This window comes from Anaerococcus sp. NML200574, from assembly GCF_026131665.1.
Lineage (GTDB): Bacteria > Bacillota > Clostridia > Tissierellales > Peptoniphilaceae > Anaerococcus > Anaerococcus kampingae.
Genome location: NZ_JAMXSM010000001.1, coordinates 116,014 through 140,217 on the forward strand (window position 1 = coordinate 116,014; position 24,204 = coordinate 140,217).

Below are 24,204 nucleotides of genomic sequence, written 5' to 3' on the forward strand. Positions count from 1 at the left end.
ACTCTTCTTCATATAGTCTAATCTATATACTTTCTCAAATAGTGTACTATTTTACTTGCTTTTGTCAAATTTTAAAGCTACCTAGATATGTCTTTTTATTTTAAATTTCTCCATACTAAAGATGTCGTAGGCATCGACATTGGCCCTTTCCTTGGCATCTTCAAACATCTGAAAGTCTGTCTCATAATCTTCCCTAAAAACTAGGGCTGGGTTATTTGAGTAATTTAAAAGTAGGCCTGAGTAAACGCCAAAGTCTTCGAGCTTTTCCATTGCTTTTACCTTTGTTACTTCTAAAACTTGGATATAGATATCGTCTAATTCATCAAGTCTTAGGGCAAAGGCATTGTCAAAGACTCCCAGGTTTACTGCTTCATAGATTACATCTAAGGCTATATTTGCCCTGGTTGGGTAGATTGAGCCAGATCTTTCTGTCCTATCCCCCTTGGTAATTTGGATTAGGACACCGTTGTGGTTGTTTCTTAATTCCTCGTCATATTTTTCTAAATACTTGCCATTTTCAAGATAATATCTTATAGATTCGAAGGCAAGTTCTACTAGCTTATCCTTATGCATTTAATTCTTCCTCTATGTCCTTTGCTATATTTTTTGGCTTTTTGGCTGAGCCGTATCTTTTAACTACATTGCCATTTTTATCTATCAAAAACTTGGTGAAATTCCACTTTATGGCAGGTCCTGCTAGGCCGCTCTTTTGGCTTTTTAGGAAGGTGTAGAGTGGGTCTTCATTGTCTCCATTTACATCTATCTTATCAAACCTATCAAAGCTTGTTCCAAAATTAAGCTCGCAAAAACCATTAATTTCTTCTATATCTCCAGGTGCCTGAGCTCCAAATTGGTTTGATGGGAAGTCTAGAATTTCAAAGCCCCTATCCTTGTATTTTTCATAAAGTTCTTCTAAGCCTTCATATTGTGGGGTAAAACCACATTTTGTAGCAGTATTTACTATAAGTAGGACCTTGCCCTTATATTTTTCAAGAGAAACCATTTCTCCTTGATCATTTTTTACCTTAAAATCATAAACTGTAGTCATCTTAATCTCCTTATCACGATTAACTTATCTCCTATATTATACGACTTTTCCAGATAAATTCAGTTGACAAAAGATTTAAGTAGCATATATTATAAGCATATCATAAACTTTATATGAGAAAGAGTAGTGCAGATAATCAAGCAAAGAGAGCTTCGTTGTGGTGAAAGAAGTGGAGAGAGTTTGTATGAAGATGGTTCTCATTTAGGATTTCCCGATATTAGGGATTTACGTCAGCTTACGTTACAGAGCGAGAGTATGTTAGTACTCGGTGAGATTATATGAGTGATTATATAATAAATTAAGGTGGTACCGCGATTTTACGCCCTTGTTATTCCTATAGGAATAATGAGGGCTTTTTTTAAGCTTATGATAAATATTATAAAAGAGGTAAGAAAAATGACAAATACAAGAAGAGAAAACATCGACACCCTTTGCCTAAGAGCAGGCTATGAAATTGAAAATGGTGGGGCAAATATCCCTCCAATCTCCCAATCTACAACCTTTAAGTACAATTCTACCAAGGAAGTTGCAGACCTATTTGACCTAAAGGAAGCAGGATTTTTCTATACAAGGCTTGGTAATCCTACAATAGATGCCCTAGAAAAAAGACTAGCCGCCCTTGATGGAGGCGTGGCAGCAGTAGCCACCGGCAGCGGCCAAGCAGCAAATCTTTTATCCATAACAAATATAGCAGGAGCAGGAGACCATGTCATAGCCCTAAATAACATCTATGGAGGAACCTACAACCTCATAGGCACAACACTTAAAAATTTTGGCATAGAAGCTACTTTTGTGCCTTGCAATGATATAGATGCCCTAAAGGCAGCCATCAAGGACAATACCAAGCTAATCTTTGGAGAATCCCTCACAAACCCAAAGGCAGATGTCCTAGACATTGAAAAATACGCCCAAGTAGCCCACGAGAATAATATCCCCCTAATCTTAGACAATACCCTAGCTACCCCAGCCCTTCTCCGTCCAATAGATTATGGATGCGATATAGTAACCTACTCATCAAGCAAATACCTAGATGGTCATGCAGCAGCCATGGGTGGAATAATAGTAGATAGCGGAAACTTCGACTGGAAAAAGGGAAATTTCAAAGCCCTAACAGAAAAGGATGAATCCTACCACGGCCTAGTCTTTGCAGACCATTTCGGAAAGGCAGCCTATGCAGCAAGACTCCGTACAGTAGGCCTACGTGACCTAGGCACAATCCAATCACCATTTAACGCCTACCTCACCCTCCTAGGCCTAGACACCCTAGCCCTAAGAATGGAAAGACACAGCCAAAACGCCCTAGCCGTAGCAGAATTTTTAGAAAGTAGCCCTTATGTAGATAGGGTATCCTACCCATTCTTAAAATCATCAGTATCCTATGACCTAGCTCAAAAATACCTAGAGGGAGGATCAGGAGTCCTATCCTTTGAAATAAAAGGCGGGAAAGATACAGCAGTAAAATTCATAGACTCCCTAAAATTAGTAAGACTAGCAGTCCACGTAGCAGATGTCAGAAGCCTAGCCCTCCACCCAGCAAGCTCCACCCATAGACAATTATCAGATAAAGAGCTTGAAAGTGTAGGAATCAGCCCAAGCCTCATAAGATTATCAATAGGAATAGAACATATTGATGATATAATCGCAGACTTAGGCCAAGCTCTTGAGAAAGCTTGCTTAAAAGAAGATTAAATAAGGGTATGTAAATAATTTTGTGTATCAACCTAAATCCTGACATTAGGGTAAGGGTTGATACATTTTTTATGTATGAATGTTTGTCCATTCCTATAGGAATGGAGCTTTTCTTAATTTTACACAGTCTCTTAAATAATTTCAGAGGACCTAGGCCCCCTCTTTTATCCCAAATAAAAAAGAAGGTCTAAGGGGAAACTCCCTAAAACCTTCTTTCATTTTCTTACCAAGCTGGTATCCAAGATCCTTTTGTTATTCTCTCGTAATCAGCTTTTGTTTCGTCTGTTTGATAGTATTTTACGAATTCTTTGTATCTTTCGTTGTTTTCGTCTTCTTTTCTTGCTGCGATTATATTGATATATTGTTTTACTGAATCGCTTTTTGGATTTTCTTCATAGATTATTGTCTTTCTATCTAGGCCTGCATCTAGGGCGAAGGTGTCGTTTACTGCTGCTGCGTCTACATCATCTAAGCTTCTTGATGTTTGTGATGCGTCCATTTCGATTATTTCAAGATTCTTTGGATTTTCTTTTATCTTATCTAGACCTACTATCTCACCTGGCTCACCTTCTACTTTGATAAGGCCTGCATCTTGAAGTAGGAATAGGGCTCTTGAACCGTTTGATGGGTCATTTGGTATGGCGATTCTTGCTCCTTCTTTTAGGTCATCTAGGCTTTTTACCTTGTTTGAAAATAAGGCAATTGGTGCTAGCATTGTATCACCGATTGATACTAGATCACTTCCCCTATCTGCGTTAAATTCGTCTAAGAATTTGTAGTGTTGGTAGGCGTTTAGGTCTATATCTCCTGCTAGAAGGGCTTCGTTTGGTTGGTTGTAGTCTGCAAATTTGACTAGCTCTACCTTATCACCTGTTCCTTCTTCATATCTTTTTATTACTTCTTCTAGGACTTCGTTGTATTCTCCTACTACACCGATTTTGATTGGGCCTTTGTCATCTTTTGTTTCTGCCTTTTCTGCTGTTTCTGTCTTTGGTGCTTCTGCTGCCTTTTCTTCTGTCTTGCTGTTAGATCCGCAAGCTGTTAGTGTTGCCACTAGTCCTAGGGCTAGTGCGATTTTTGCTGTTAATTTCATTTTTTTCTCCTTTATATTTTTATGAATTTGAGTAACGTTCCAACAATATATATAAAATCTTTTAGATTAGTGACTTGTTTTTCTTATTAGGTAGTTTGCTATGGCTTGGATTATATAAACTATTACAAGTATTAGTACTACTGCTACCACTACCACATCATCTTTGTATCTTTGATAACCTAGGGCTATGGCCAAATCTCCTATACCGCCTGCACCGACTATGCCTGCCATTGCTGTAAGGCCTAGGAGGGAGATTAGGGTTATTGATGATGCCCTGATTAGGCTTGGAAGGCCTTCTCTTAGGTATACTCTTATTATTATCTCAAAGGGGCTTAGCCCCATGGCATCTGCTGCCTCTATCTTGCCTGGTTCTACTTCTGCTAGGGCTTGTTCTACTTGCCTTGCAAAAAATGGAGCTGTTGAAAATACTAGGGGTACTATGGCTGCTGTTGGCCCTATCCTGGTATTTACAATTGCCTTGGTTATTGGGACTACTAGGGCTATCATGATTACAAAAGGTATGGCCCTAAAGAGGTTGGTTAGCTTATCTAAGATGCTATAGATTGTTTTATTTTCTAAGATCCTTCCCTTATCTGTAACTACCATTATTACTCCAAGGATTAGTCCAAGGATGCCTGCAAATATGGCAGATACGATTAGCATGTAGAGGGTTATCCCAAAGTCACTTATTATCCTATCTTTAATCGATAGGGAATAATCAAAGAATCCCATCCTTACCTCCTAAAATTTCTATGTTTGTCTTCTTATCCTTTAGGTAGGCCCTTACCTGGCTTAGGTTTTTGTCATCGCCCTTTATGGTTACGATGAGGTTGCCTACTGGTGTTCCATTTATAAATTCGATGTTGCCTGCAAGGATATTGGTTTTTATACCAAATTTCTCATTTAGCTCATTTATGATTGGCTCTGTTGTGGCATCTCCCAGGTAGTCTAGTTTAGCTAGTTGCTCATCTGCCTTTAAGATTCCAATGTTGGCCTTTACTTCCTCTATTGTCTCCCTGGTGTTGGTACTGGTTTCAACAAATTCTTTGGTTAGGTCATTTTGAGGATTGGCGAAAATCTCAAGGGTTGTGCCCATTTCTATGATTTCTCCACCCTGCATGACTGCACATTTGTTGCAAAGGTCCTTTACCACTTCCATCTGGTGGGTTATTATTACTATGGTTAGCTTAAGCTCTTGGTTGAGCTCTTTTAATAGCTTTAGGATTTGCTTTGTTGTTTTTGGGTCTAGGGCGCTTGTTGCCTCATCGCAAAGGAGTATTTCAGGATCTGATGCTAGGGCCCTTGCTATAGCACATCTTTGCTGCTGGCCGCCTGATAATTCCCTCGGATAGTTATCTGCCTTATCACCAATTCCAACCTTGTCTAATAGCCTTTGGGCCTTAGCTCTTTTTTCTTCAGGACTTAGGCTCTTATCTTTTTTGATTGGAAATATTACATTGTCAATTACTGTCAGGTTGTTTAGGAGATTGAAGTGTTGGAAGATCATTCCAATTTTTTTCCTCCTTGCCCTTAGGTCTTTTTGGCTTAGATCTAGGAGGTTTTCCCCATCGATTAGGACCTCTCCCTCACTTGGTCTTTGGAGGAGGTTGATAGTCCTAACTAGGGTCGACTTGCCTGCCCCAGAAAAGCCTACAATACCGAAGGCATCCTGCTCTTTTATTTCTAGACTTATATCCTTAACAGCCTTAAAGCCGTCAAAGTCTACGCTTATATTTTTTAATTCTATCATCTTTCTCTCTTTTCTCTTCTTATAGATTATAAAAAAACGTCCTTACATTTCCAAAAGGAAACATAAGGACGTTTTGACGCGTTACCACCTTATTTTATACCTGGGTCACCCCAAATATACACTCATCAAGTACAAACATACTCTTCTTCTATAACGGGAATTCCCGTATGAGTCTCATATCGACTCATCCCATCCGAGGCCATCTTCATCTAAGCTTTAATTCACCCCTTTGCACCAACCGGGGCTCTCTGTAGAAAATCCACTTAAACTACTCTTCTCTTCAAATGGTTTGTAAATCTATTATCGAATTGATAGTCATATAATACCATCTTTAATTTTTTATGTCAAATTTATAAGGCATAATTTTTATTTATTCATCTGGAATGGTGATTTTATCAAGGATACCGCTAAGTTTGGCTATTGCTATGCCATAATTTGTCATAGGAACATCAGCTTCTTTTGATTTTGCTAGCCTATTTAGGACATGGGTCCTATTAAACATACATGATCCACAAGTGATGATTAGGTCGTATTTTGCATAATCTATAGGGTCATTTCCCCTTACAAAATCTATATTTACATCAGGGTGGGTCTTTCTTATAAGCTTTGGAATCTTGACTGTACCTATGTCTTCTTCTATAGGAGGATGGGTGCAGGCTTCTGCTATTAGGATATTTTTGATATCATCATCAAGCCTTGCAGCTGACCTTACAAAATAATTTATATCCCCCTTAAAGGCCGAAAATAGGACTGAAAAGCTTGTAAGCAAGACTCCTTCTGGCTTTTTCTGGTAGACTTCTTTAAAAACCTGGCTATCTGTGATTATCAAATCTATTTTATTAAGAGATTTAATAGTCATCTCAAAATTTTCCAGATTTGTACAAATAGCTGTGGCATTTTTATCTATTATTTCCCTTATGGTCATGACTTGCGGCTTTATGAGCCTATCCTTAGGACTTGCTGCATCTATCGGCATGACAAGGACTACCGTATCGTGAGATTTGACTAGGTTTTTGGTGATAGATAGGTCTTCTTTTTTGTAAATCTTTCTAATCCTAGCAAAAATCTCATCCCTTGCCTGGGTATTTCTAATATCAACAGGGATTGGGGCCTTATCCTTAAATTCTTCAAGGATTTTATCTCCCCTATCCTTATCCATGTGCATGGCAAGGAAGATTACAGGCTTGTTGATTTTCTCTAAGATTTTTAGGTCATCATCTTCAGATAGGCAATAGAGAAATATGTCAATCTTATCTATCTCTGCCAGGGATTTTTTTATTCTTTTTTCTGATAGGTCACTCCTATCTGCAAAACCTGCCGTATCAACAAGGACAACCGGCCCAAAGTCTGTTATCTCCATGGCCTTTCTGATAGGGTCTGTCGTTGTCCCTTCCTTTTCAGATACTATAGCATGGTCAAGACCTGTCAGATAATTTAGAAGGGTAGATTTACCAGCATTGGTCCTACCAAAAATCCCTATATGACATCTTTCACTAAAGCCTGTCTTAGATATAGAGGTCACGGATGCCTTCCTCAACTTTTTTGATATTTTCTCTTGTGGACTCCCTTACATTTTCATTTTCAATGTTTGGAAGCTCTCTTTCGATTAGCTTATCAATATCAGCCTTGGTTTGTGGGCTTGCGTAGTCCACTCCGTATTCTTTTAGGGTGACTAGGGCGTTTGGATGGCAGATATTACCTATTCCGTGTTCTTTGACCATGCCCATGAAGACTTCACCAGTCCTGCCCTTTCTATAGCAAGCTGTGCAGAAGGATGGAACATGGTTTTTGGCTATAAGCCAGTCAACAACCTCATCTAGGCTCCTATTGTCAGATAGCTCAAATTGGTCAGAGCCAACTGTTTCATCATCTGTATAACCACCTACTGATGTCTTAGATCCTCCAGAAATTTGGCTTATACCAAGCTCAAGTAGCCTATCACGCATGGCTTCAGACTCACGAGTTGAGACAATCATTCCTGTGTATGGGGCTGAAATTCTTATGCAGGCTACAATTTTTGCAAACATATCATCTGATAAAGAATTATCAAAATCATCAGGGTCTATATCATCTGCAGGCTGGATTCTTGGGACAGAAATTGTGTGAGGACCTACGTTAAATCTGGCTTCAAGGTGCTCAGCGTGCATCAATTGGCCGACAAATTCATATTCGTAGGAATCAAGTCCATATAAAACTCCCATTCCCACATCATCAATTCCACCTTCCATGGCCCTATCCATGGCTTCTGTGTGATATTCGTAATTTGATTTTGGACCGAACTTGTGGAGTTCTTCGTATTGTTTTTTGTTATAGGTTTCTTGGAAGAGGATATAGGTACCAATCTCAGCTTCCTTTAGCTTCCTATAATTTTCTACAGTTGTAGCGGCAATATTTACATTTACCCTTCTTATAGCGCCATTTTTGTGCTTGATTCCATAAATTGTCTTGATAGATTCAAGGATGTATTCTATTGGGTTATTTATTGGATCTTCGCCAGCCTCTAAGGCAAGTCTCTTGTGACCTTGGTCTTGGAGGGCAATAACCTGTTCTTTAATCTCTTCTTGGCTAAGTTTTCTTCTTGGAATAGTCCTATTTTGTCCATGGTATGGGCAATATACACAACCATTTACACAATAATTTGATAGGTAAAGGGGTGCAAATAAGACAATCCTATTGGCGTAAAACTTGTGCTTAAGATCTTTGGCAAGGTTGAAAATCTCTTCATTAAGGTCATCTTCCTTGGATGATAAAAGTACAAAAGCCTCCCTATGGGATAGACCCTTGGCCTTTCTAGCCTTTTCTAAGATAGATTTGATAAGGTCTCTGTTGTGAGCATTGGCCCTACCATAATCTAGGGTCTCAAGTATCTCTTCGTGATTTATAAATTCAACTGCCTTAGTAGAGGCAGGATCGTATTTAGTCATATTTCCTTCTTTCTTTTCTATGTAAATTTTACTTATATTTATTAACCCACCTATAATTATAATACTTTTGGACAAATTTTTAAAATAATTTTTTATATAACAAAATAAATTAGCTGATAAAGGAAAATCCTCACAGAAAAAGAGCCAGTAACCTAGCCCTTTGCTTACTTATTTATTCTTCTATAGGCTTCTTTATAAACATCCAAATCAGACCTAGCTCCAATTATTATTACTAGCATCTGTCCATCAACTTCAACTAATTTATAGACAATTCTAAGGCCTGAAGACCTAAGTTTGATTTTTAGATAATCTGACAAATCAAGACCATTTTTATTCCTTAAAGGCTTTCCATAACCTCCTTGGCTTGCCGGAAGTGGGTTTTCTAGGACTCTTTTTAAAATCTTATCCACTTGTTTTCTCATAGACCCATCAAGGCTCATGTAGTCCTTATAAGCATCCTTAGTTAAAACTAATTTGTATTTCATAGGATTTCATCTAAATCAATTGCTTGGGTATCTTCCAAACTAATACCTGCAAGTTTTTCAAATTCTTCCTGGCTGATTAAATCTTCTTCTTTTAGGGACTTCATCCTCTTTTCTGCTAAGATTAAGTCTTTTAAGTCTTCTATCTCATCTAATAACTTGCTATAGTCATCTACTGATATTAGGACACATTCTGGAGAATTATTTTTGAAAACAAGTTTAGGGCCCTTTTTATTGACCTCATCAAAAATTTTTCCAGCTTGACCCTTGTTAAAATCAGAAATAGCTACAGTTTTTTCTTTAATATTTCTTACAAAATCCATAAGGCCCTCCTATATAATAACTATATATTTATCTATAAAAATATCAATACTTTAATCGATAAATCCCCATACAAAAAAGAGCCAGTCTCCTGGCCCTTCTTACTATTTTAATTTTTCTTCGATAACTTCCTTATCAAAGCCTACGATGTCTTCGCCATCGATGTTTATTACAGGTACTCCCCTGTAGCCTTTTTCTATAAGGTAGTTAACTGCTTCCTTGTCTTTGTCGATGTTTTTTTCTGTGTATTCAATGCCTTTTTCATTGAAATATTGTTTTGCTGCCTTGCAAAATACGCAAGTGTTTGATGTATAAATTGTAATATCGTGCATATTAATCCCTCTTTCTTTTTCTTTATCTTATATATACCCAAAAAATAAAATTAGTATAAAATAAAAATAAGACCGAAGTCCCAATTAGAAATATACCCCCAAATTTTTATCTTAAACAAGGAGGAGTCATGAAAACTCAAAATTTTTCCTACAAGGATCTTAAAAAGCTATTAGAAATAGGCCATGAAATCGAATTTATTTTTGATAATGTCCCTTATTCTATAAATAATTTGGGCGATGAAAATCATGAAAATGCCTGGGTCTTATAAAGTCCTGATGCTAATATTTATTTGGCTGACTTTGATGACAGGGATAGGCTTTTTGCTGCCCTCGATAAAATTATTATCAAAGAAAAAAGCCTAGAAGAGATCATAGATGAAGTACTCTACGATCCCTCTAGCCTAACAATTTTCTAAGCTATTTGCTATATTTATAAAATCATCTAGGGAGAGATTTTCTGCCCTTAGATTTTCTTTTAAGTCTAAATTGGCAAAGGCCTCCTTCAAATCTTCCTTATCTGCCACTGCTGATAGGGAATTTAGGATGGTCTTGCGTCTTTTGGCAAAGCCTGCCCTCACTAGGCTAAAGAGCCTATCCCTGTCCACATCCTTATCATAGGCCCTTAAATCTAACCTTAGGACTGCCGAGTCTATTTTTGGAGCTGGCATGAAGACAGATTTTGGCACATTGGTAAGCCTTTTGGCATCTGCATAGTATTTTACAAAGACTGACAGAGATGAGTAGTCCTTGCTTTTCTCATCAGCTAGCATCCTATCTGCCACTTCCTTTTGGACCATGACGGTCATAGACGTGCAATTTATACCATCTTCAAAGATTTTTTCTATGATTGGTGTTGTTATATAATAGGGAAGATTTGATACAAAGGCAAAGGTCTCTCCTGCGAAATACTTTTCCTGGATTTCTACTAGGTTTGTCTTTAAAATATCTGCATTTATAATCTCAACATTGTCAAATTCTTCCATATTTTCTTCAAGGATTGGAATTAGGGTCGAGTCAATTTCTATTAGGACGAGTTTTTTGCAAGTCTTTGCCATCTCGTAGGAAATTGTCCCGATGCCTGGGCCTACTTCTATGACATTTTTCACTGCCACATCTGCCCCATCCACGATTTTATCGACGAAATTCTTGTCTATGAGGAAGTTTTGGCCAAGGGATTTTGAAAATCTAAAGCCATAAAGGTCTATAATATCTTTTACAACTTTTGGTGAATATAGTTTTTTCATAAAGATTCAACTCCCCTTTCAAATTCTTCTCGGCTAATTCCAAAGGAATTAAGCTTTGATAAAAGACCCTTGGCATTGTAATAGCCAATGCCTAGAAAATCTCCAAGCTTAGCCCTTCTTTCTCTAGAGTTTTCTCCAATGGCAAGGCCATTATTAAATAAGTCTGCCATGGTAAATTCGCTTAGCTTGTCAATCTTTGTTGCCTTGGCCTTTTTTAGGGCCTCTAGGATTACTTCTGGCTCAGCATTTTCAACACCCAAGTCGCCCTTTTTGATGGCCTTGTTTCTATCAATATAGGCGTGCTTGGCTGTTGGGATTTCTCTTCCAATTTTGGCCCTGATTTTCTTGCCGGCATAGTCTGGGTCGGTTAAAATTATTATCCCGCATCTGTCGTTAATGGCCTTAAGCCTATCAATTAGGTCCTTGTCAAAGGCTAGGCCATTTGTGGCTATCATTTCACAATCTACTGCCCTTTTGACATTGGCTATATCGTCTTTTCCTTCTACTACTAGGCATTCTTTTATCATAAATTGAAAAACTCCTTGGCATTTTTGCTGGTCCACTTGGCAATGGTTGATAGCTTTTGGCCCCTGATTTCTGCGATTTTTTGGGCTACTTCTATTATCCTGCGTGGGTCATTCCTAAGGCCCCTAAAGGTCTTTGGAGTAAGATAGGGGCTGTCTGTTTCAAGCATGAGCCTATCAAGAGGCACAAGGGCTGCGGCTTGCTTTTCATTTAGGCCATCCTTGTAGGTCACAACTCCGCCAAGAGAGATGTAAAAGCCCCAATCCATATAGGTTTTAAGAGTCTTTTCATCTGTCGAAAAGCAGTGGATTTGCACCTTTAAGTCTGTATAGTCTTTTAAAATTTCCATAATATCTTCTGTGGCATCCCTATTGTGGATTACAACTGGCAGGTCAAGTCTTCTGGCCATTTCTAATTGCTTAATAAAAACTTCCTTCTGGAGGGCCTTAGTTTCTGTGGTCCAATAATAATCAAGGCCGATTTCTCCTATGGCTACTGCCCCCTCTTTGGCTAGTTTTTCAATTTCCTCTAGGTCATTTTCTCCCATCTGATCCACATCTGATGGGTGGATGCCTACCTGGGCATAGAAATTGTCAAAGCCCTTGGCAAGGGCAATATTTGCCCTTGAATTTGCGAGATTTGTGCCTGGATTTACCACTGCCTCTACAAAGAAATTAGACAGGTCTCTTAGGATAAAGAGCCTGTCCTGATCAAATTCTTCGCTTGTTAAGTGGGCGTGAGAATCTATTAGCTTCATTAAGATACCTTGCTTCCTGGCTTAATGTCAGCTAGGGTTGAAAGAAGGGTCAAATCATCTCCAAAGTCTGCTGCAAGGAGCATGCCTTGTGATTCAATTCCACGCATCTTTCTTGGGGCTAGGTTTTTGACAACAATTACATTTTTGCCAAGCAAATCTTCTGGCTTGTACCATTTTTTGATGCCTGATACGATTGTCCTGGTCTCTGTACCTATATCAACTTTGAAAACCAAAAGCTTGTCAGCATCTGGATGGAAGTCTGCTTCTACAATTTTTCCTACAACTAGGTCAAGCTTGGTGAAGTCTTCGTAGGCAATTTCAGCCTTTTCATCTTCCTTCTTATCATCTACCTTGCTATCAACAAGTCTTTCCTGGATAAGAGCGTTGTTTTTCTCGTGAAGTTTTGCAAGCTCTTCATCAACATCAAGTCTATCAAATAAGTTCTTGCCCTTTGATACCTTGCTTCCCTCTTCAAGAAGGCCAAAAGTCTTGGCAGATTCGATTCCCTTATTGCTTGTGCCTAATTTTTCTAGGATTATTTTTGTAGTATCCTTCATGGTTGGCTCAATTAATTGGGCAACAATTCTTAAAGTCTCAGCAAGGTTATATAAAACTCTGTTTAGTCTTGGAAGATTTGCCTCATCACGACCAAGAATCCAAGGCTCAGTCTCATCTACATATTTATTGGCACGACGGATTAGCTTCCAAACTGTTTCAAGGGCCTCGTTGAATTTAAATTCATCCATGAGTCTTACAAATTCTTCGTAGGTCTTTCCAGCTAGAGCAATTAATTCATCATCATATTTATCAGTTTCTGTACCCTTTTCGATTATGCCGCCATTGTATTTAGAAATCATTGAAGTAGTTCTAGAAACAAGGTTGCCAAGGTCATTTACAAGGTCTGAATTGTATCTTTCCATAAATTTCTTTGCAGAAAAGTCCCCATCAGATCCAAAGTTAAATTCTCTTAGCATGAAGTATTTAAGGGCATCATTGCCATAAAGGTCTACTAGTGGCTCTGGATACATGATATTGCCCTTGGACTTACTCATCTTGTCATTTTCAAATAAAATCCAACCGTGGGCAAAAACTTTTTCTGGAAGTGGAAGGTCAAGTGCCATCAAAAGTGCTGGCCAAATAATAGTATGGAATCTTACTATATCCTTACCGATTAAATGAACGCTAGCTGGCCAATATTTCTCAAATTTCTCCTTGTCAGTTCCAAATCCAATTGCTGATAGATAGCAAGATAGGGCATCAATCCACACATAAACTACGTGTTTATTATCAAATGGGACATCCACTCCCCAATCAAAGGAAGTCCTTGTCACAGATAGGTCAGAAAGGCCCTTGTCTATGAAGTTATTAAGCATTTCCTTTTGCCTAAACTTAGGCTCTAAAAATTCTGGGTGATCTTTGAATAGTTCTTTAAGTTTATCTGTATATTTTGATAGTCTAAAGAAATATGTTTCTTCTTCTTGGTATTCTACATCCCTGCCACAATCTGGGCACTTACCATCTTCTAGTTGGCTTTCAGTCCAAAAAGTCTCACAAGGTGTACAATAATACCCCTTGTACTCGCCCTTGTAGATGTCTCCTTGGTCATAAAGTTTGTTAAAAATATCCACTACATCCTTCTCGTGATCCTTGCCAGTAGAACGGATAAAGGTGTCATAATTAATATCAAGCTTTTCCCATAATTTGATGGTCTCTGCCGCAATCTTATCAACAAATTCTTGAGGCTCTTTGCCATGGGCATGAGCTGATTCCATAATCTTTTGGCCATGCTCATCAGTACCTGTAACAAGATAAGCATCATAACCCATCAAATTTTTATATCTTTTTAAAACATCCGCAATTATTGAAGTATAGGTATTTCCTATATGTAAATTGGAGTTTGGATAATATATTGGTGTTGTAATATAATAAGGTTTCTTATTAGTCATCTAGTCATCTCCTATAAATAATTCTTATTTTATCATACTTCAAAAGCCCTAAAAATCGAAATTTGAGATAAAAAACAAATTTAATATTTAGTATACTCAGAATTGATATTTTCTACACTTATGATATAATTAACTTAACAGAACCTCTCCACGCTTAATGTAAACTTTACATGCGGACCACGGAGAGGGCTTTTTTTATATCAAGGAGTTCTTATATGGAATCAAAACCAGCGTTAAGCTATAAAGAACAGATTCTAAAACTAAAAAACGATCATAATTTATTGATTTCTAATTATAAATGTGCTGAAGAAATTTTAAAAAAAGTAAATTATTATAGACTTTCGGGCTATGGAATTGGACTTAAAAAGTACGACAATAAAGAACATTACAAAAATTATATCAGTATAGAAGATCTCTTTAGCCTTTATTGTTTTGATAGTGAGTTTAAAAATAATCTAATAAGGACGATTGAACAAATAGAAATTGAACTAAGGACACAAATTGCTTACCACTTAGCTATTAACTATGGGCCCGATGTCCTCAACAAGGAAAATAATTTCATCTATAAAACAAATAAAGAAGGCCATACAATATATTCCATCATTATTAACAATCTCAATAAAGAAATATATAGACAGAGAAATAAGCCATTTGTTAGACATCATATTAAAAAATATAAGGGGAAGTTCCCTATATGGGTATCTGTAGAGCTCATGTCCTTTGGAAATTTATCTTCTCTATTTAGTATTCTTAAAGACGAAGATCAAAAAGAAATTTCAAATTATTACAACACATACCCTAAGTATTTAAAAAATTGGATTTTGTGCTTAGTTGAAGTTAGAAATATTTGCGCCCATTACACAAGACTCTATAATATGCCATTAAAGGAGAATCCTCGACTTTATTCTGAAAATGAAAAATACAAAGGCAAACAAAATAAAATATTCCCTATTCTTTTAATTATAAAGAGAATTCTAAACTCAAATAACCAATGGAAATCACTTCTAAAAGATTTAAAAAACACCTTTAACAAATATCAAGGATGCTTTAACTATAGCTTTATGGGCTTTCCTAAAAATTGGAGGAATATTCTTTAAAAACACCCTGTTTAAAAATAAAAGCTTGACATGTTTATCAAGCTCTATCACTAGAATTTATAATCTACTAGTCTGTAATACAAAAAACTAAGGTCAAAGGCGCTTAATTTTATACCATAAATAGCATCTTTTATTTTTTCTAATTGTTCTTCCCTATGATAGGTCTTACTTTTTATTATTTCTTGGGTCCACGTTTTCAGATCAAGATCTATACATTATTTATTTTAATATAAGCGCCCTTTCAAAAAAATCAGTCCAACCTAGTCTGAAAAGTCAAGCTTTAAATCTGAATATTATAATAATTGATTTGTAAATGCATTTCTTAAAAAAGTCTTAAACTTAGAATAATTTTGGGGTCCATGATTATGAGAAAAAGTCTTCTACCAAGTGTTTCGAGCTATTGGCGGTACTTATCATTTTTAAGCTTATGGATTAAAAATCAAACTTTATCTTGGCCCTATCAATTTTCCTATAAATTTTCATTATAAAACTTTCTACACCATCTGTAGACAAGTCTCCCAATACGTGAACCACTCTAATCACTTATTAATAAACTCGCATTTAATTAACTTATTCATTTCAAAAATTTAGCCTGGACAAAGCTTAACTAGGCCAGGCTAATTTATTAGTTATTTAACTTATTTTAATAAAATTTCTCTCATTTTTTGTACTTATTAAGTGTAAGCACAAACCTAGTATCTTTTCCTATCAAATCATAGGTTTCTTTTTCTGTAAAATCAGCATCATCTAGGCCTAGTCTATAAAAATAGTACTTAACATTGGATAGGACGCTTATAGATTTATTATAATGATTTACCCATTTTTCTTTAGAAAAACTTCCAAATACAGGATCTGTCATGTTATTGACTTTCTTCCACTTTTCAATGTTTTTTTCTCCGTACTTGTAGAGTTTTACAGTTGTTCTATAACACCTGTTATATAATTTAATTAGTTTTTTAACTTGTTTTTTATTAAGGATTTTCTTTTTCTCTGCTTCAGAAATTTTACCTACCCTGCTTTTTCCATATGGATTAATAGCCTCTCCATTTTCAAAATAATATTTTCCTGAAACTGACATCTCTGGTAGATACATACCCTCAGCATAAGAAGAATCTCCCTTAAAATCAAGGTCTATCACATTTTCAGAAGAAGCATCTCCCCTTGGCATGTCATATAAGATTTTTGTGATTAAATTTTCAAGAATTTTAACAAAATCACCTTCACTAGTTCCCCTAATGGTAAGACTATAATAGATTCCATCAAATTTAAAATCAGCAGAATAAACAGAATCCTTGCCTCCATTAAATTCACCTGCCCTAGAAATTAATGCATCTAATCCCTTAATCTTACTTTTTTTAAAGGATGCTGCAGCCTTTTCGTAATCCTTGCTATATGGTCCATACCTAAAGGAAATATCAAGCCCATCCTTAGTCACAAGACTATCTTCTGTATAAAGATAAGTTTTTTCTCCTGTATTTTTTCTTAGTTCATAAGACTGATTAAGGTCAAAGTCAAAATCAAAAATCCCCTTTAAATATTCCTTCTCTTTCTTAAGGTCATTTTCAAGAGTATTTCCTTCAGGATAGGTCTCAGTATTTACATAATCATTTACAAGAACACCCTCACTCGCTTCTACATTTGCTGTTAAAAAAGCAAAAGCTAATACAGACGCTAAAATAATTTTTTTCATAATCTCCTCCTCTTATTTTTCTTGCTCACAATTTTTATAAAGCTAATAAGTCTCCATTTTTATACCTCATTGGGTTTATCCTTTTCATAACTATCTCCATATAATTATTTTTTGTAAGAATTAATATTTACATTTCCAGTTAATTCTTTATCTGAATCATTATAAATTACTACACTATAAGAAGAATTTATATTAGCTTGAAAACTTAAAATAATATCTCTAGAAAATCTTCTATTATAAAACGTTTTTCCACCTTCTCTAATTACCACCCTATAAGCTACTTTGTCTCGTGAATTCATGTTAGAAAATTTTATGGTGAAACTATCATGATTATTTGTAGTGTTAGATTTCATATTAAATTTATACACAACAAACTCACATATAGGAACTATAATTCTATTATTTATATTTGCGGACCTTAGCGAATCAGTTGATACTTCTCCTAAGTCTAACTTTTCATATTCCTTATTACTTATTATCTCAACCCTATCATCACCTATAACTTCATCTTCAACCGCTGCTCCTTCTACTAATGTAACCCTATCGTAATCTATATAATTTACACTTGCATAAGCTGGCATACTTAATACTAATATTATTATAAAACCTATTATCCCATTTATTGTTGTTTTATAATTTTTCATAACCTCTATCCTCTCTTTATTTGGATTCATTCTTAAATAAAAGCTATTTTTATAAAAATTCATTTCCATAAACTTAAGTAATGATTTACAATAATCTTTTCTAATTTTTCTACTATCACCTAATTTATTAATCACTTCTTTATCATAATTAATTTCAATATCTTGTTCAGCTCTTTTTATGCTAAGCCAAAAGATAGGGTTGAACCAATAGATGCAAGATAATATATTTACGATATGATTAAAAATAATATGGTATTTTTTTATATGCATTAGCTCATGAATAAGAACATGGTCAAGAAGTTTAGTATCTTCTATAACTTCTCTTTGTATAACTATTTTAGGCCTTAGTACACCAAATGTAATAGGAGACTTCAGATCATCATTTATATAGACCCTAACTTGTCTTTTTAGATTGAATGATCTAATAGTATTTAATATTCTCTTATCCTCATAAATTTTAGAATTATTAATAACTTTTTTAAAAATATATATTTTATAAATTAGGTATATACAAAGCGGTAAGGACAAAATCATTCGGTTAAGAGGATATAAAAATGAACCTATGAACATCATTGTTACATATATTTTGTCATTTACAAAAATGGCCACTTTTATAAACTTGAATAATAAACCATTTCCATAATTATTCTCAAATTGGAATCTAATCCCATAAGGTATTATTAAATACAAAAGAAAAAAAATCCATAATATAGCAGTAGATGATTTAAATGATTTTATGTTTAGTCTTTTCCTAAAAAGTAATATCAAAAATAATATCCACGTACTCTTAATGGCCTTTTCTATTACCATTTGATATACAATAGTAACTATCACTTCTATTCCTCATCGAAACTATCAATTAGTTTTCTCATTTCATCCAATTCCTCTTTTGATATTTTTTCATTAGTCAAAAAGGTCTTGCACATATTTAATAATGAGCCTTTAAATAGCTTATTAAAGACTTCCTTTTGTTTATCGTATAGAGCATCTTCCCTAGATACTGAGACACTTATGGTGTAATTTGGATACCTCCTTGAAATAGCTCCTTTATCTATAAGTCTACCAAAAAAAGTATAAGCTGAAGTTTTGCTTGTTTTGTATCTATCCTTTAAAACTTTTGCTAAATCAATAGCTTTTATCTCTCCATTTTCATCTAAAACATCCCCTTGCCAGAGTAGTTCCATAACCATTAATTCCCCATCAGAAAAATCCATAATTTCCTCCTAATACAAATCCATTCTCAATCGATATATCATTCTCGCTTTGAATATTTTGTTTTCATCTTGAAAAGATCATTTTTTTTGAAATTATGCAAGACTTAATTAATTAATAATTTACAAAAAAGCCTAAATTTTTCTCTAATCTTATTATAGATTACTAAAAAATAAGGTAAAGGTATAATTTATACATGGACTTTTGCCTGATAATGTGATATGATTGAAAATGGTGATTATATGAATAAGAATAATTATAAGTTTGGAAAACTTTTAAAAAATCTAAGACAAAAAAATAATATGACCCAGGAGGAGCTTTCTTATCGTTCTTTTATCAACGTCAAAACTCTTTCTAATATGGAAAATGGCAAGGTTGATATTGATTTAGATAAGCTTGAAGTGCTTTCTGAAATACTTAATGTAGATCTTGTGGAGGATTATCTTTATCTTCTATTAGAAGATTCTGAGCAAATTAATAAGCTTGTTAAAAATCTTAATGCCAAAGATAGGTATGCTGGGTCTAGTCAGGCTTATGAAGTAGATATGCTAAGAGAAATCGAAAATAATTCCCAAAGAAAAATAATTAAAAACAAGGCTAGGAAATTAATCTTATTATTTCAATCCATAGAAATAAAAGAGTATAAGAATAAAAAGATGGCTCTTATCATTGAAGCTTTAAATGTCAGTAGGACCTTTGATTTTGCTGATCTTAACTTAAATACCTATGATATAATCGATTATAGGTTACTGATGAATTACGCTATATGTCTTAGCAATAAAAATGATAGGCTGGCCTGTCTAAAATTTATTGAAAAAGCTAAACTAGATAATGATAATTTAAACTCAATTTTATACCACAATATCTCAAATACCTATTATAGTATGGATAAATCCTACCTGGCCCTTTATTACATAAATAAATCAATAAGGACAAATAATAAGAACCCGATTTCTCCAATTATGCTTTACCAAAAATCCATAATTTTATATGACTTATCCTTAGCATATAAAAAATATGTAAGGCTTACTCTTGATACAGCTAAAAAAATCAACGAACAAGTATACAATCTTCTATTAGAAAAATATAAACTAAAGGCAAATGATGATAAAAATTTCATAATGCCATAGTTTTTTATATACCAACTTTAAAAGCTCGACTATTAAAAGTCGAGCTTTACTGATGATAGGGCTGAAATATTTACAATATTATCCATGATTTTCTTTACAGTCCACAAGAAATCATCTTCTGATAGGTTTTTTGTTTCTATGACATAGTCATTATCAAGAATTTTAAACTCTGCCCTATATAAATTTCCACCTGTATAAGCTGATAAAATCACATCTTGACCATTAATTTTTGATTTTTTCTTATCAGGAAGCCTGTAATCATTTAAAACTTTAGAGCCTTTGCCTGCTACTTGAAAGAGAATTTGTGACTTATCATTTACCAAATAAGTTTCAATAAATAGCCTTTCATCATAGGCTCCCTTGTCAGACTTGCCTAGGATTTCAACAGGAGCTTCTATTTTATAACCACCTATTCCTTGTAAGGTTTTTTCTACTAGGTCTACCAAATTCTTATCGGCAAGCTCTTTGCTTTGAGCATCTAATTTAGGGCTTGATATGCCTTGATTATAATTTATATCGTCCCCTTCTCCGCAAGAGATTATATTTTCAAAACTTAGCTCTGGCCTATCGATCATTTTAAGTGTCTCTTGATATGTGTAGTCGCTTTCTACTAGACCCATATAATCAAAATAGTCACGTACTTTTTGGAGGGTCATAGCCCCAGTGGTATAAATCTTTAAAAATTGCGCCTTATTTAATTTACCAAAAACTGGATCTGTCATATTTTTGACTTCTTTCCACCTGTCGATTCTCTTATCACCATATTTGTACCATTTTATGATGGTTTGGTAAAAAGAATTGTAGGCCTTGATCAAGTTTTTTACCTTAGGTCTTGCCAAAATTTCTTGCTTTTCTTCTTTAGAAATCTTTCCAACCTTGCTTTCCCCAAATGGGTGGACTTGTCTGCCCTTTGTCACACCAAAATGATATAGGGCTGGCAAATACATCCCATCTTCATAAGAATAATCACCCTTACCAAAGCCCTCGCCTGTGTATTTGTTAGAATCAGCAAAGACACTCACATTTGGCATTAGCATGGCAACTATAAGAGCACATGCTATAAGTTTCTTTTTCATGCTTGCTCCTTTCTTTTTTCTTGTCTTTACTTATTATAAATATACCCCGTTTTTATAATTTGAGTAATTAATTATTACATTAAAGTATGATGGTTAAAAAAAACAAACTAATCCTAACTGACTATGGTTCTATATTTATTTTATAAGCCCATTAAAAATTGATGAAAGTCCTGTTGTTGGATACTGCCTCATTATCTCTGTATATAAATCTAGTATTTCTTTACTTATAGAATCAAAACCATCTGTTAATTGAAGTTTGTTAATAGACACTTTTAAATCTTTAATTTTCCTTAAAAAACTCACATTTTTCTTTGTTTTATATGCAAGTAGAACCTCTTTTTCCTTTTCATTTATAGACTTTTCTTCAAGTAAATTTCCTATTATTTCATCTAATTTATCTTCTGTAAGTTTTGGATAATCTTTCATATATTCCTCCAATATTTGAAAATTATTACAATACCATAATATGGGATAAAACATATTCTGTCAATAATAAACTAGTAATTGTTGACAAAATAGCCTTTCTAGTGTTAAGTAGATGTAAGAAAAAACTTACAATGAATTCCAGTAGGATGGTTTGAAATAACTTATCTGAACTTACACTTTCATTTTGTTTAAGGCGAATATGGGCGCCTGTCCCATATGCAGAGTATAAAAAAAGCTGGTACCGCATTTATTGCGCTTTTATGCTCTTTTTTTGTGCTTATTTTAAGAAAGGAAAAAAGATGAAATTTACTTACGAAAAAGAATACGATAATGTTTTTGATGAACTAGTAGATCGTGGCTACTATGAACAAGCTACCAACGAAGAAGAACTAAAAAAAATCCTTGCAAATGATTCTGTGAAATTCTACTGTGGCTTTGATGCTACAGCAGATTCACTTACAGTTGGTCACCTTATCCAAATTATGGTTATGATGCGCATGCAAAACTACGGCCACAAGCCAGTTGCCCTTCTTGGTGGAGGTACAACCCTAATCGGTGACCCATCTGGAAGAAGCGATATGCGCCAAGTTATGACAGTTGAAAGAATCGACCACAATGCTGACTGCTTCTATAAGCAATTTCAAAGATTCTTGGACTTTTCTGACGGCAAGGCAACCATGCTTAATAACAAGGATTGGCTCCTTGACCTTAAATTCCTAGAATTTTTAAGGGATGTAGGAAGCGAATTCTTGGTAGGTGAAATGCTTAAAAAAGATGCCTACAAAAATAGACTTGCAGCAGGCGGCCTAACCTTCTTTGAATTTTCTTATATGCTATTGCAATCTTACGACTTCTTAAAGATGTATAGGGACAATGACGTAACCCTTCAAATGGGTGGTTCTGACCAATGGTCAAATATCATCGGCGGAGTAGATCTAATCAAAAAACACGAAGATGGCAAGGCTTATGGAATGACCTTCTCCCTCCTTACAACAGCAGATGGAGTAAAGATGGGCAAGAGCCAAAAGGGAGCTGTATGGCTAGATGAAGAGAAGACTTCACCATATGAAATGTTCCAATACATGAGAAATGTCGATGACAGGGACGTGGAGAAATTCCTCCTTCAACTTACTTTCCTACCAACATCAGAATGTAAGAGACTAGGTTCTGCAACAGATGCAACAGAAATCAACAAGGCCAAAGAAACCCTAGCCTACGAAGTAGTAAAACTAGTTCATGGAAAGGAAAAGGCAGATGAAGCCCTATCCGCAGCAAAAGCTCTATTTTCAGGCAAAGGCGATGAAAGCGCCATGCCAACCACACAAATTTCTGCATCTGACCTACCAAAAGGCCTTCTAGCCCTAATGACAGAAGTAGGCCTAACCAAATCAAACGGTGAAGCAAGAAGAACAGTTCAACAAGGCGGCGTATCAATCAACGACGAAAAAATTACAGACCCAGCCTTCGAAGTAACAGAAGAAATCTTTGAAGATAATAGAATAATAATCAAAAAAGGCAAGAAAAACTTCCACAAGGTGGAATTAGCCTAAGATTAGCAGACCCTAGGGTCTGCTTTTTTACATGGCTAAGAGTATAATTTATAAAAAGGAAGGAGGGCCTATGAACAAGAATGAAGAATATTTGAGCAAAAAAAGAGCCATAGAGCTTTGGGATACTGGCCTTATAGATGATTTTGAAGTGGGTACTTTCAAATCCCTAGCAGATATCCACGCCTACCTCTTCCAAGATGTCTTTGATTTTGCTGGAAAAATCAGGACTGTAAATATATCTAAGGGCTCCTTCCGCTTTGCCCCCCTTCTTTTTCTAGAGTCCAATCTATCTATCATTGAAAAAATGCCAGAAAATAGTTTTGATGAGATTATTGATAAGTATGTAGAAATGAACGTGGCACACCCATTTCGTGAGGGAAACGGAAGAGCGACTAGGATTTGGCTTGACCTTATCTTAAAGAAAAACCTAGGTAAATGCATCGATTGGGACAAGATTGATAAGTTTGTCTATCTTTCCGCTATAGAGAGATCTGTTGTAAATACACTTGAAATAAAACATCTTTTAAAATCTGCACTCACAGATAAAATAGAAGATAGAGAAGTTTTCATGAAAGGAATCGACAAATCCTACCTATACGAAGACCTCTATGACATATCTATAAGAGAAATTGACAAGGAAAACCATGACTGAAAAAGAAAAAATGCTTAAGGGCATCCTTTATGATGCTAATTACGATGAGGAATTAAAAATAGACAGGCTAAGGGCCAAGGACCTTTGTTTTAAATACAATACAAGCCTTCCATCAGATGAGAAGTCCCTTAGGGAAATCATCCACGACCTAGGGATAAAGACTAAGAAGAATTTCTTCTTTACAGGGCCTTTTTATTGTGATTATGGTTACAATATTTCTATCGGGGAAAATTTTTATGCCAACCACAATCTCATAATCCTTGACGGAGCAAAGGTTAGTTTTGGAGATAATGTCTTTATCGCCCCAAATTGTACCTTCTCAACAGCTGGCCACCCTATAGATAAGGACAGGAGAAATAAGGGGCTTGAATATGCCCACCCAATTACAGTTGGCGATGATGTCTGGTTTGGGGCAAATGTCGCTGTCATGCCAGGGGTCAATATAGGTTCAAATGTAGTAATAGGAGCAGGCAGCCTTGTAAATAAGGACATACCCGATAATAGCCTGGCCTTTGGCAACCCTTGCAAGGTCTATAGGCAAATCACCGAAGAAGATAAGAAAACTTCTTGGGATTTTAAATAAAATATCCAATTAAAAACTGACCTTTTGATTTCA

At 35.3% G+C, this 24,204-nt stretch carries 26 protein-coding genes and 1 other annotated feature; of the genes, 7 read left to right on the forward strand and 19 right to left on the reverse strand.

Going from position 1 to position 24,204, the window contains the following annotated elements; all coding sequences use genetic code 11:
- Positions 1–81: 81 nt before the first annotated feature.
- Together NH286_RS00490 and NH286_RS00495 are read right to left on the reverse strand one after the other, a co-directional pair.
- Positions 82–573 carry an AMMECR1 domain-containing protein gene (locus NH286_RS00490; RefSeq protein WP_265235992.1) on the reverse strand — a complete coding sequence of 164 codons (492 nt, stop codon included), beginning with the start codon at positions 571–573 and terminating at the stop codon, positions 82–84.
- A complete protein-coding gene (locus NH286_RS00495; protein WP_106460883.1) occupies positions 566–1,048 on the reverse strand; it encodes a glutathione peroxidase in 483 nt (160 codons plus the stop codon). Before NH286_RS00495 ends, NH286_RS00490 begins: the two co-directional genes overlap by 8 nt.
- 396 nt (positions 1,049–1,444) lie before the next feature.
- Between NH286_RS00495 and NH286_RS00500 the strand changes: the two genes are divergently transcribed.
- Positions 1,445–2,737 (forward strand): O-acetylhomoserine aminocarboxypropyltransferase/cysteine synthase family protein, encoded by a 1,293-nt coding sequence (locus NH286_RS00500; protein ID WP_265235995.1) that lies wholly within the window; start codon positions 1,445–1,447, stop codon positions 2,735–2,737.
- A gap of 223 nt (positions 2,738–2,960) precedes the next feature.
- Here NH286_RS00500 and NH286_RS00505 read toward each other — a convergent pair whose 3' ends face one another.
- The 8 genes from NH286_RS00505 to NH286_RS00540 all read right to left on the reverse strand — a co-directional run bounded on the left by NH286_RS00505 (position 2,961) and on the right by NH286_RS00540 (position 9,639).
- On the reverse strand, positions 2,961–3,830 hold the full coding sequence (locus NH286_RS00505; protein WP_265235997.1) for a MetQ/NlpA family ABC transporter substrate-binding protein: 870 nt from the start codon (positions 3,828–3,830) through the stop codon (positions 2,961–2,963).
- A 66-nt stretch (positions 3,831–3,896) separates the two neighbouring features.
- Positions 3,897–4,562 (reverse strand): methionine ABC transporter permease, encoded by a 666-nt coding sequence (locus NH286_RS00510; protein WP_106460886.1) that lies wholly within the window; start codon positions 4,560–4,562, stop codon positions 3,897–3,899.
- The gene (locus NH286_RS00515; RefSeq protein WP_265235999.1) at positions 4,549–5,580 is read right to left on the reverse strand and encodes a methionine ABC transporter ATP-binding protein; all 1,032 of its coding nucleotides are present in this window, start codon (positions 5,578–5,580) and stop codon (positions 4,549–4,551) included. Before NH286_RS00515 ends, NH286_RS00510 begins: the two co-directional genes overlap by 14 nt.
- Positions 5,581–5,641: 61 nt before the next feature.
- Positions 5,642–5,873 (reverse strand) — a binding site (T-box leader).
- A gap of 77 nt (positions 5,874–5,950) precedes the next feature.
- Complete coding sequence (gene hydF, locus NH286_RS00520; RefSeq protein ID WP_265236001.1) at positions 5,951–7,102, reverse strand: [FeFe] hydrogenase H-cluster maturation GTPase HydF; 1,152 nt, start codon at positions 7,100–7,102, stop codon at positions 5,951–5,953.
- Complete coding sequence (gene hydG, locus NH286_RS00525) at positions 7,086–8,504, reverse strand: [FeFe] hydrogenase H-cluster radical SAM maturase HydG (RefSeq protein ID WP_265236003.1); 1,419 nt, start codon at positions 8,502–8,504, stop codon at positions 7,086–7,088. Before hydG ends, hydF begins: the two co-directional genes overlap by 17 nt.
- A gap of 164 nt (positions 8,505–8,668) precedes the next feature.
- The gene (locus NH286_RS00530) at positions 8,669–8,989 is read right to left on the reverse strand and encodes a type II toxin-antitoxin system RelE family toxin (RefSeq protein WP_265236005.1); all 321 of its coding nucleotides are present in this window, start codon (positions 8,987–8,989) and stop codon (positions 8,669–8,671) included.
- Entirely contained in the window at positions 8,986–9,309 is a 324-nt protein-coding gene (locus NH286_RS00535; protein WP_106460891.1) for a type II toxin-antitoxin system Phd/YefM family antitoxin, read from the reverse strand. Before NH286_RS00535 ends, NH286_RS00530 begins: the two co-directional genes overlap by 4 nt.
- A 102-nt stretch (positions 9,310–9,411) precedes the next feature.
- Positions 9,412–9,639, reverse strand: a complete 228-nt coding sequence (locus NH286_RS00540) for a glutaredoxin family protein (RefSeq protein ID WP_106460892.1) — start codon at positions 9,637–9,639, stop codon at positions 9,412–9,414.
- Positions 9,640–9,767: 128 nt separating this feature from the next.
- Here NH286_RS00540 and NH286_RS00545 point away from each other — a divergent pair, with 128 nt between their 5' ends.
- Positions 9,768–9,908: a hypothetical protein gene (locus NH286_RS00545; RefSeq protein WP_265236008.1), complete on the forward strand. Its 141-nt coding sequence runs from the start codon at positions 9,768–9,770 to the stop codon at positions 9,906–9,908.
- 132 nt (positions 9,909–10,040) lie between these two features.
- Here NH286_RS00545 and rsmA read toward each other — a convergent pair whose 3' ends face one another.
- Genes rsmA through metG form a run of 4 tightly spaced genes read right to left on the reverse strand, consistent with a single transcriptional unit; the run spans position 10,041 to position 14,111 of the window.
- On the reverse strand, positions 10,041–10,883 hold the full coding sequence (gene rsmA / locus NH286_RS00550; RefSeq protein ID WP_265236010.1) for a 16S rRNA (adenine(1518)-N(6)/adenine(1519)-N(6))-dimethyltransferase RsmA: 843 nt from the start codon (positions 10,881–10,883) through the stop codon (positions 10,041–10,043).
- A complete protein-coding gene (gene rnmV, locus NH286_RS00555; RefSeq protein WP_265236012.1) occupies positions 10,880–11,410 on the reverse strand; it encodes a ribonuclease M5 in 531 nt (176 codons plus the stop codon). The genes rsmA and rnmV overlap by 4 nt, the downstream gene beginning before the upstream one ends.
- The gene (locus NH286_RS00560; protein ID WP_265236014.1) at positions 11,407–12,165 is read right to left on the reverse strand and encodes a TatD family hydrolase; all 759 of its coding nucleotides are present in this window, start codon (positions 12,163–12,165) and stop codon (positions 11,407–11,409) included. Before NH286_RS00560 ends, rnmV begins: the two co-directional genes overlap by 4 nt.
- Entirely contained in the window at positions 12,165–14,111 is a 1,947-nt protein-coding gene (gene metG, locus NH286_RS00565) for a methionine--tRNA ligase (RefSeq protein ID WP_265236016.1), read from the reverse strand. The genes NH286_RS00560 and metG overlap by 1 nt, the downstream gene beginning before the upstream one ends.
- Before the next feature lie 215 nt (positions 14,112–14,326).
- Between metG and NH286_RS00570 the strand changes: the two genes are divergently transcribed.
- Positions 14,327–15,208: an Abi family protein gene (locus NH286_RS00570; protein WP_265236018.1), complete on the forward strand. Its 882-nt coding sequence runs from the start codon at positions 14,327–14,329 to the stop codon at positions 15,206–15,208.
- Positions 15,209–15,866: 658 nt separating this feature from the next.
- Here NH286_RS00570 and NH286_RS00575 read toward each other — a convergent pair.
- The 3 genes from NH286_RS00575 to NH286_RS00585 all read right to left on the reverse strand — a co-directional run bounded on the left by NH286_RS00575 (position 15,867) and on the right by NH286_RS00585 (position 18,756).
- The gene (locus NH286_RS00575) at positions 15,867–16,898 is read right to left on the reverse strand and encodes a hypothetical protein (protein WP_265236020.1); all 1,032 of its coding nucleotides are present in this window, start codon (positions 16,896–16,898) and stop codon (positions 15,867–15,869) included.
- A 104-nt stretch (positions 16,899–17,002) separates the two neighbouring features.
- A complete protein-coding gene (locus NH286_RS00580) occupies positions 17,003–18,376 on the reverse strand; it encodes a M56 family metallopeptidase (protein WP_265236022.1) in 1,374 nt (457 codons plus the stop codon).
- 2 nt (positions 18,377–18,378) lie between these two features.
- Positions 18,379–18,756 carry a BlaI/MecI/CopY family transcriptional regulator gene (locus tag NH286_RS00585; protein WP_265236025.1) on the reverse strand — a complete coding sequence of 126 codons (378 nt, stop codon included), beginning with the start codon at positions 18,754–18,756 and terminating at the stop codon, positions 18,379–18,381.
- Between the two features lie 240 nt (positions 18,757–18,996).
- Here NH286_RS00585 and NH286_RS00590 point away from each other — a divergent pair, with 240 nt between their 5' ends.
- Complete coding sequence (locus tag NH286_RS00590; protein WP_265236027.1) at positions 18,997–19,884, forward strand: helix-turn-helix domain-containing protein; 888 nt, start codon at positions 18,997–18,999, stop codon at positions 19,882–19,884.
- A 32-nt stretch (positions 19,885–19,916) separates the two neighbouring features.
- Here NH286_RS00590 and NH286_RS00595 read toward each other — a convergent pair whose 3' ends face one another.
- Positions 19,917–20,960: a hypothetical protein gene (locus NH286_RS00595; RefSeq protein WP_265236029.1), complete on the reverse strand. Its 1,044-nt coding sequence runs from the start codon at positions 20,958–20,960 to the stop codon at positions 19,917–19,919.
- Positions 20,961–21,095: 135 nt separating this feature from the next.
- The gene (locus NH286_RS00600; protein WP_265236031.1) at positions 21,096–21,386 is read right to left on the reverse strand and encodes a hypothetical protein; all 291 of its coding nucleotides are present in this window, start codon (positions 21,384–21,386) and stop codon (positions 21,096–21,098) included.
- Positions 21,387–21,685: 299 nt separating this feature from the next.
- On the opposite strand from NH286_RS00600, the gene tyrS reads away from it, so the two are divergent.
- The 3 genes from tyrS to NH286_RS00615 all read left to right on the forward strand — a co-directional run bounded on the left by tyrS (position 21,686) and on the right by NH286_RS00615 (position 24,171).
- Positions 21,686–22,936, forward strand: a complete 1,251-nt coding sequence (tyrS, locus tag NH286_RS00605; RefSeq protein ID WP_265236033.1) for a tyrosine--tRNA ligase — start codon at positions 21,686–21,688, stop codon at positions 22,934–22,936.
- Positions 22,937–23,006: 70 nt separating this feature from the next.
- Positions 23,007–23,588, forward strand: a complete 582-nt coding sequence (fic, locus tag NH286_RS00610; protein ID WP_265236035.1) for a protein adenylyltransferase Fic — start codon at positions 23,007–23,009, stop codon at positions 23,586–23,588.
- On the forward strand, positions 23,581–24,171 hold the full coding sequence (locus tag NH286_RS00615; protein ID WP_265236037.1) for a sugar O-acetyltransferase: 591 nt from the start codon (positions 23,581–23,583) through the stop codon (positions 24,169–24,171). Before fic ends, NH286_RS00615 begins: the two co-directional genes overlap by 8 nt.
- The last annotated feature ends 33 nt before the right edge of the window (positions 24,172–24,204 follow it).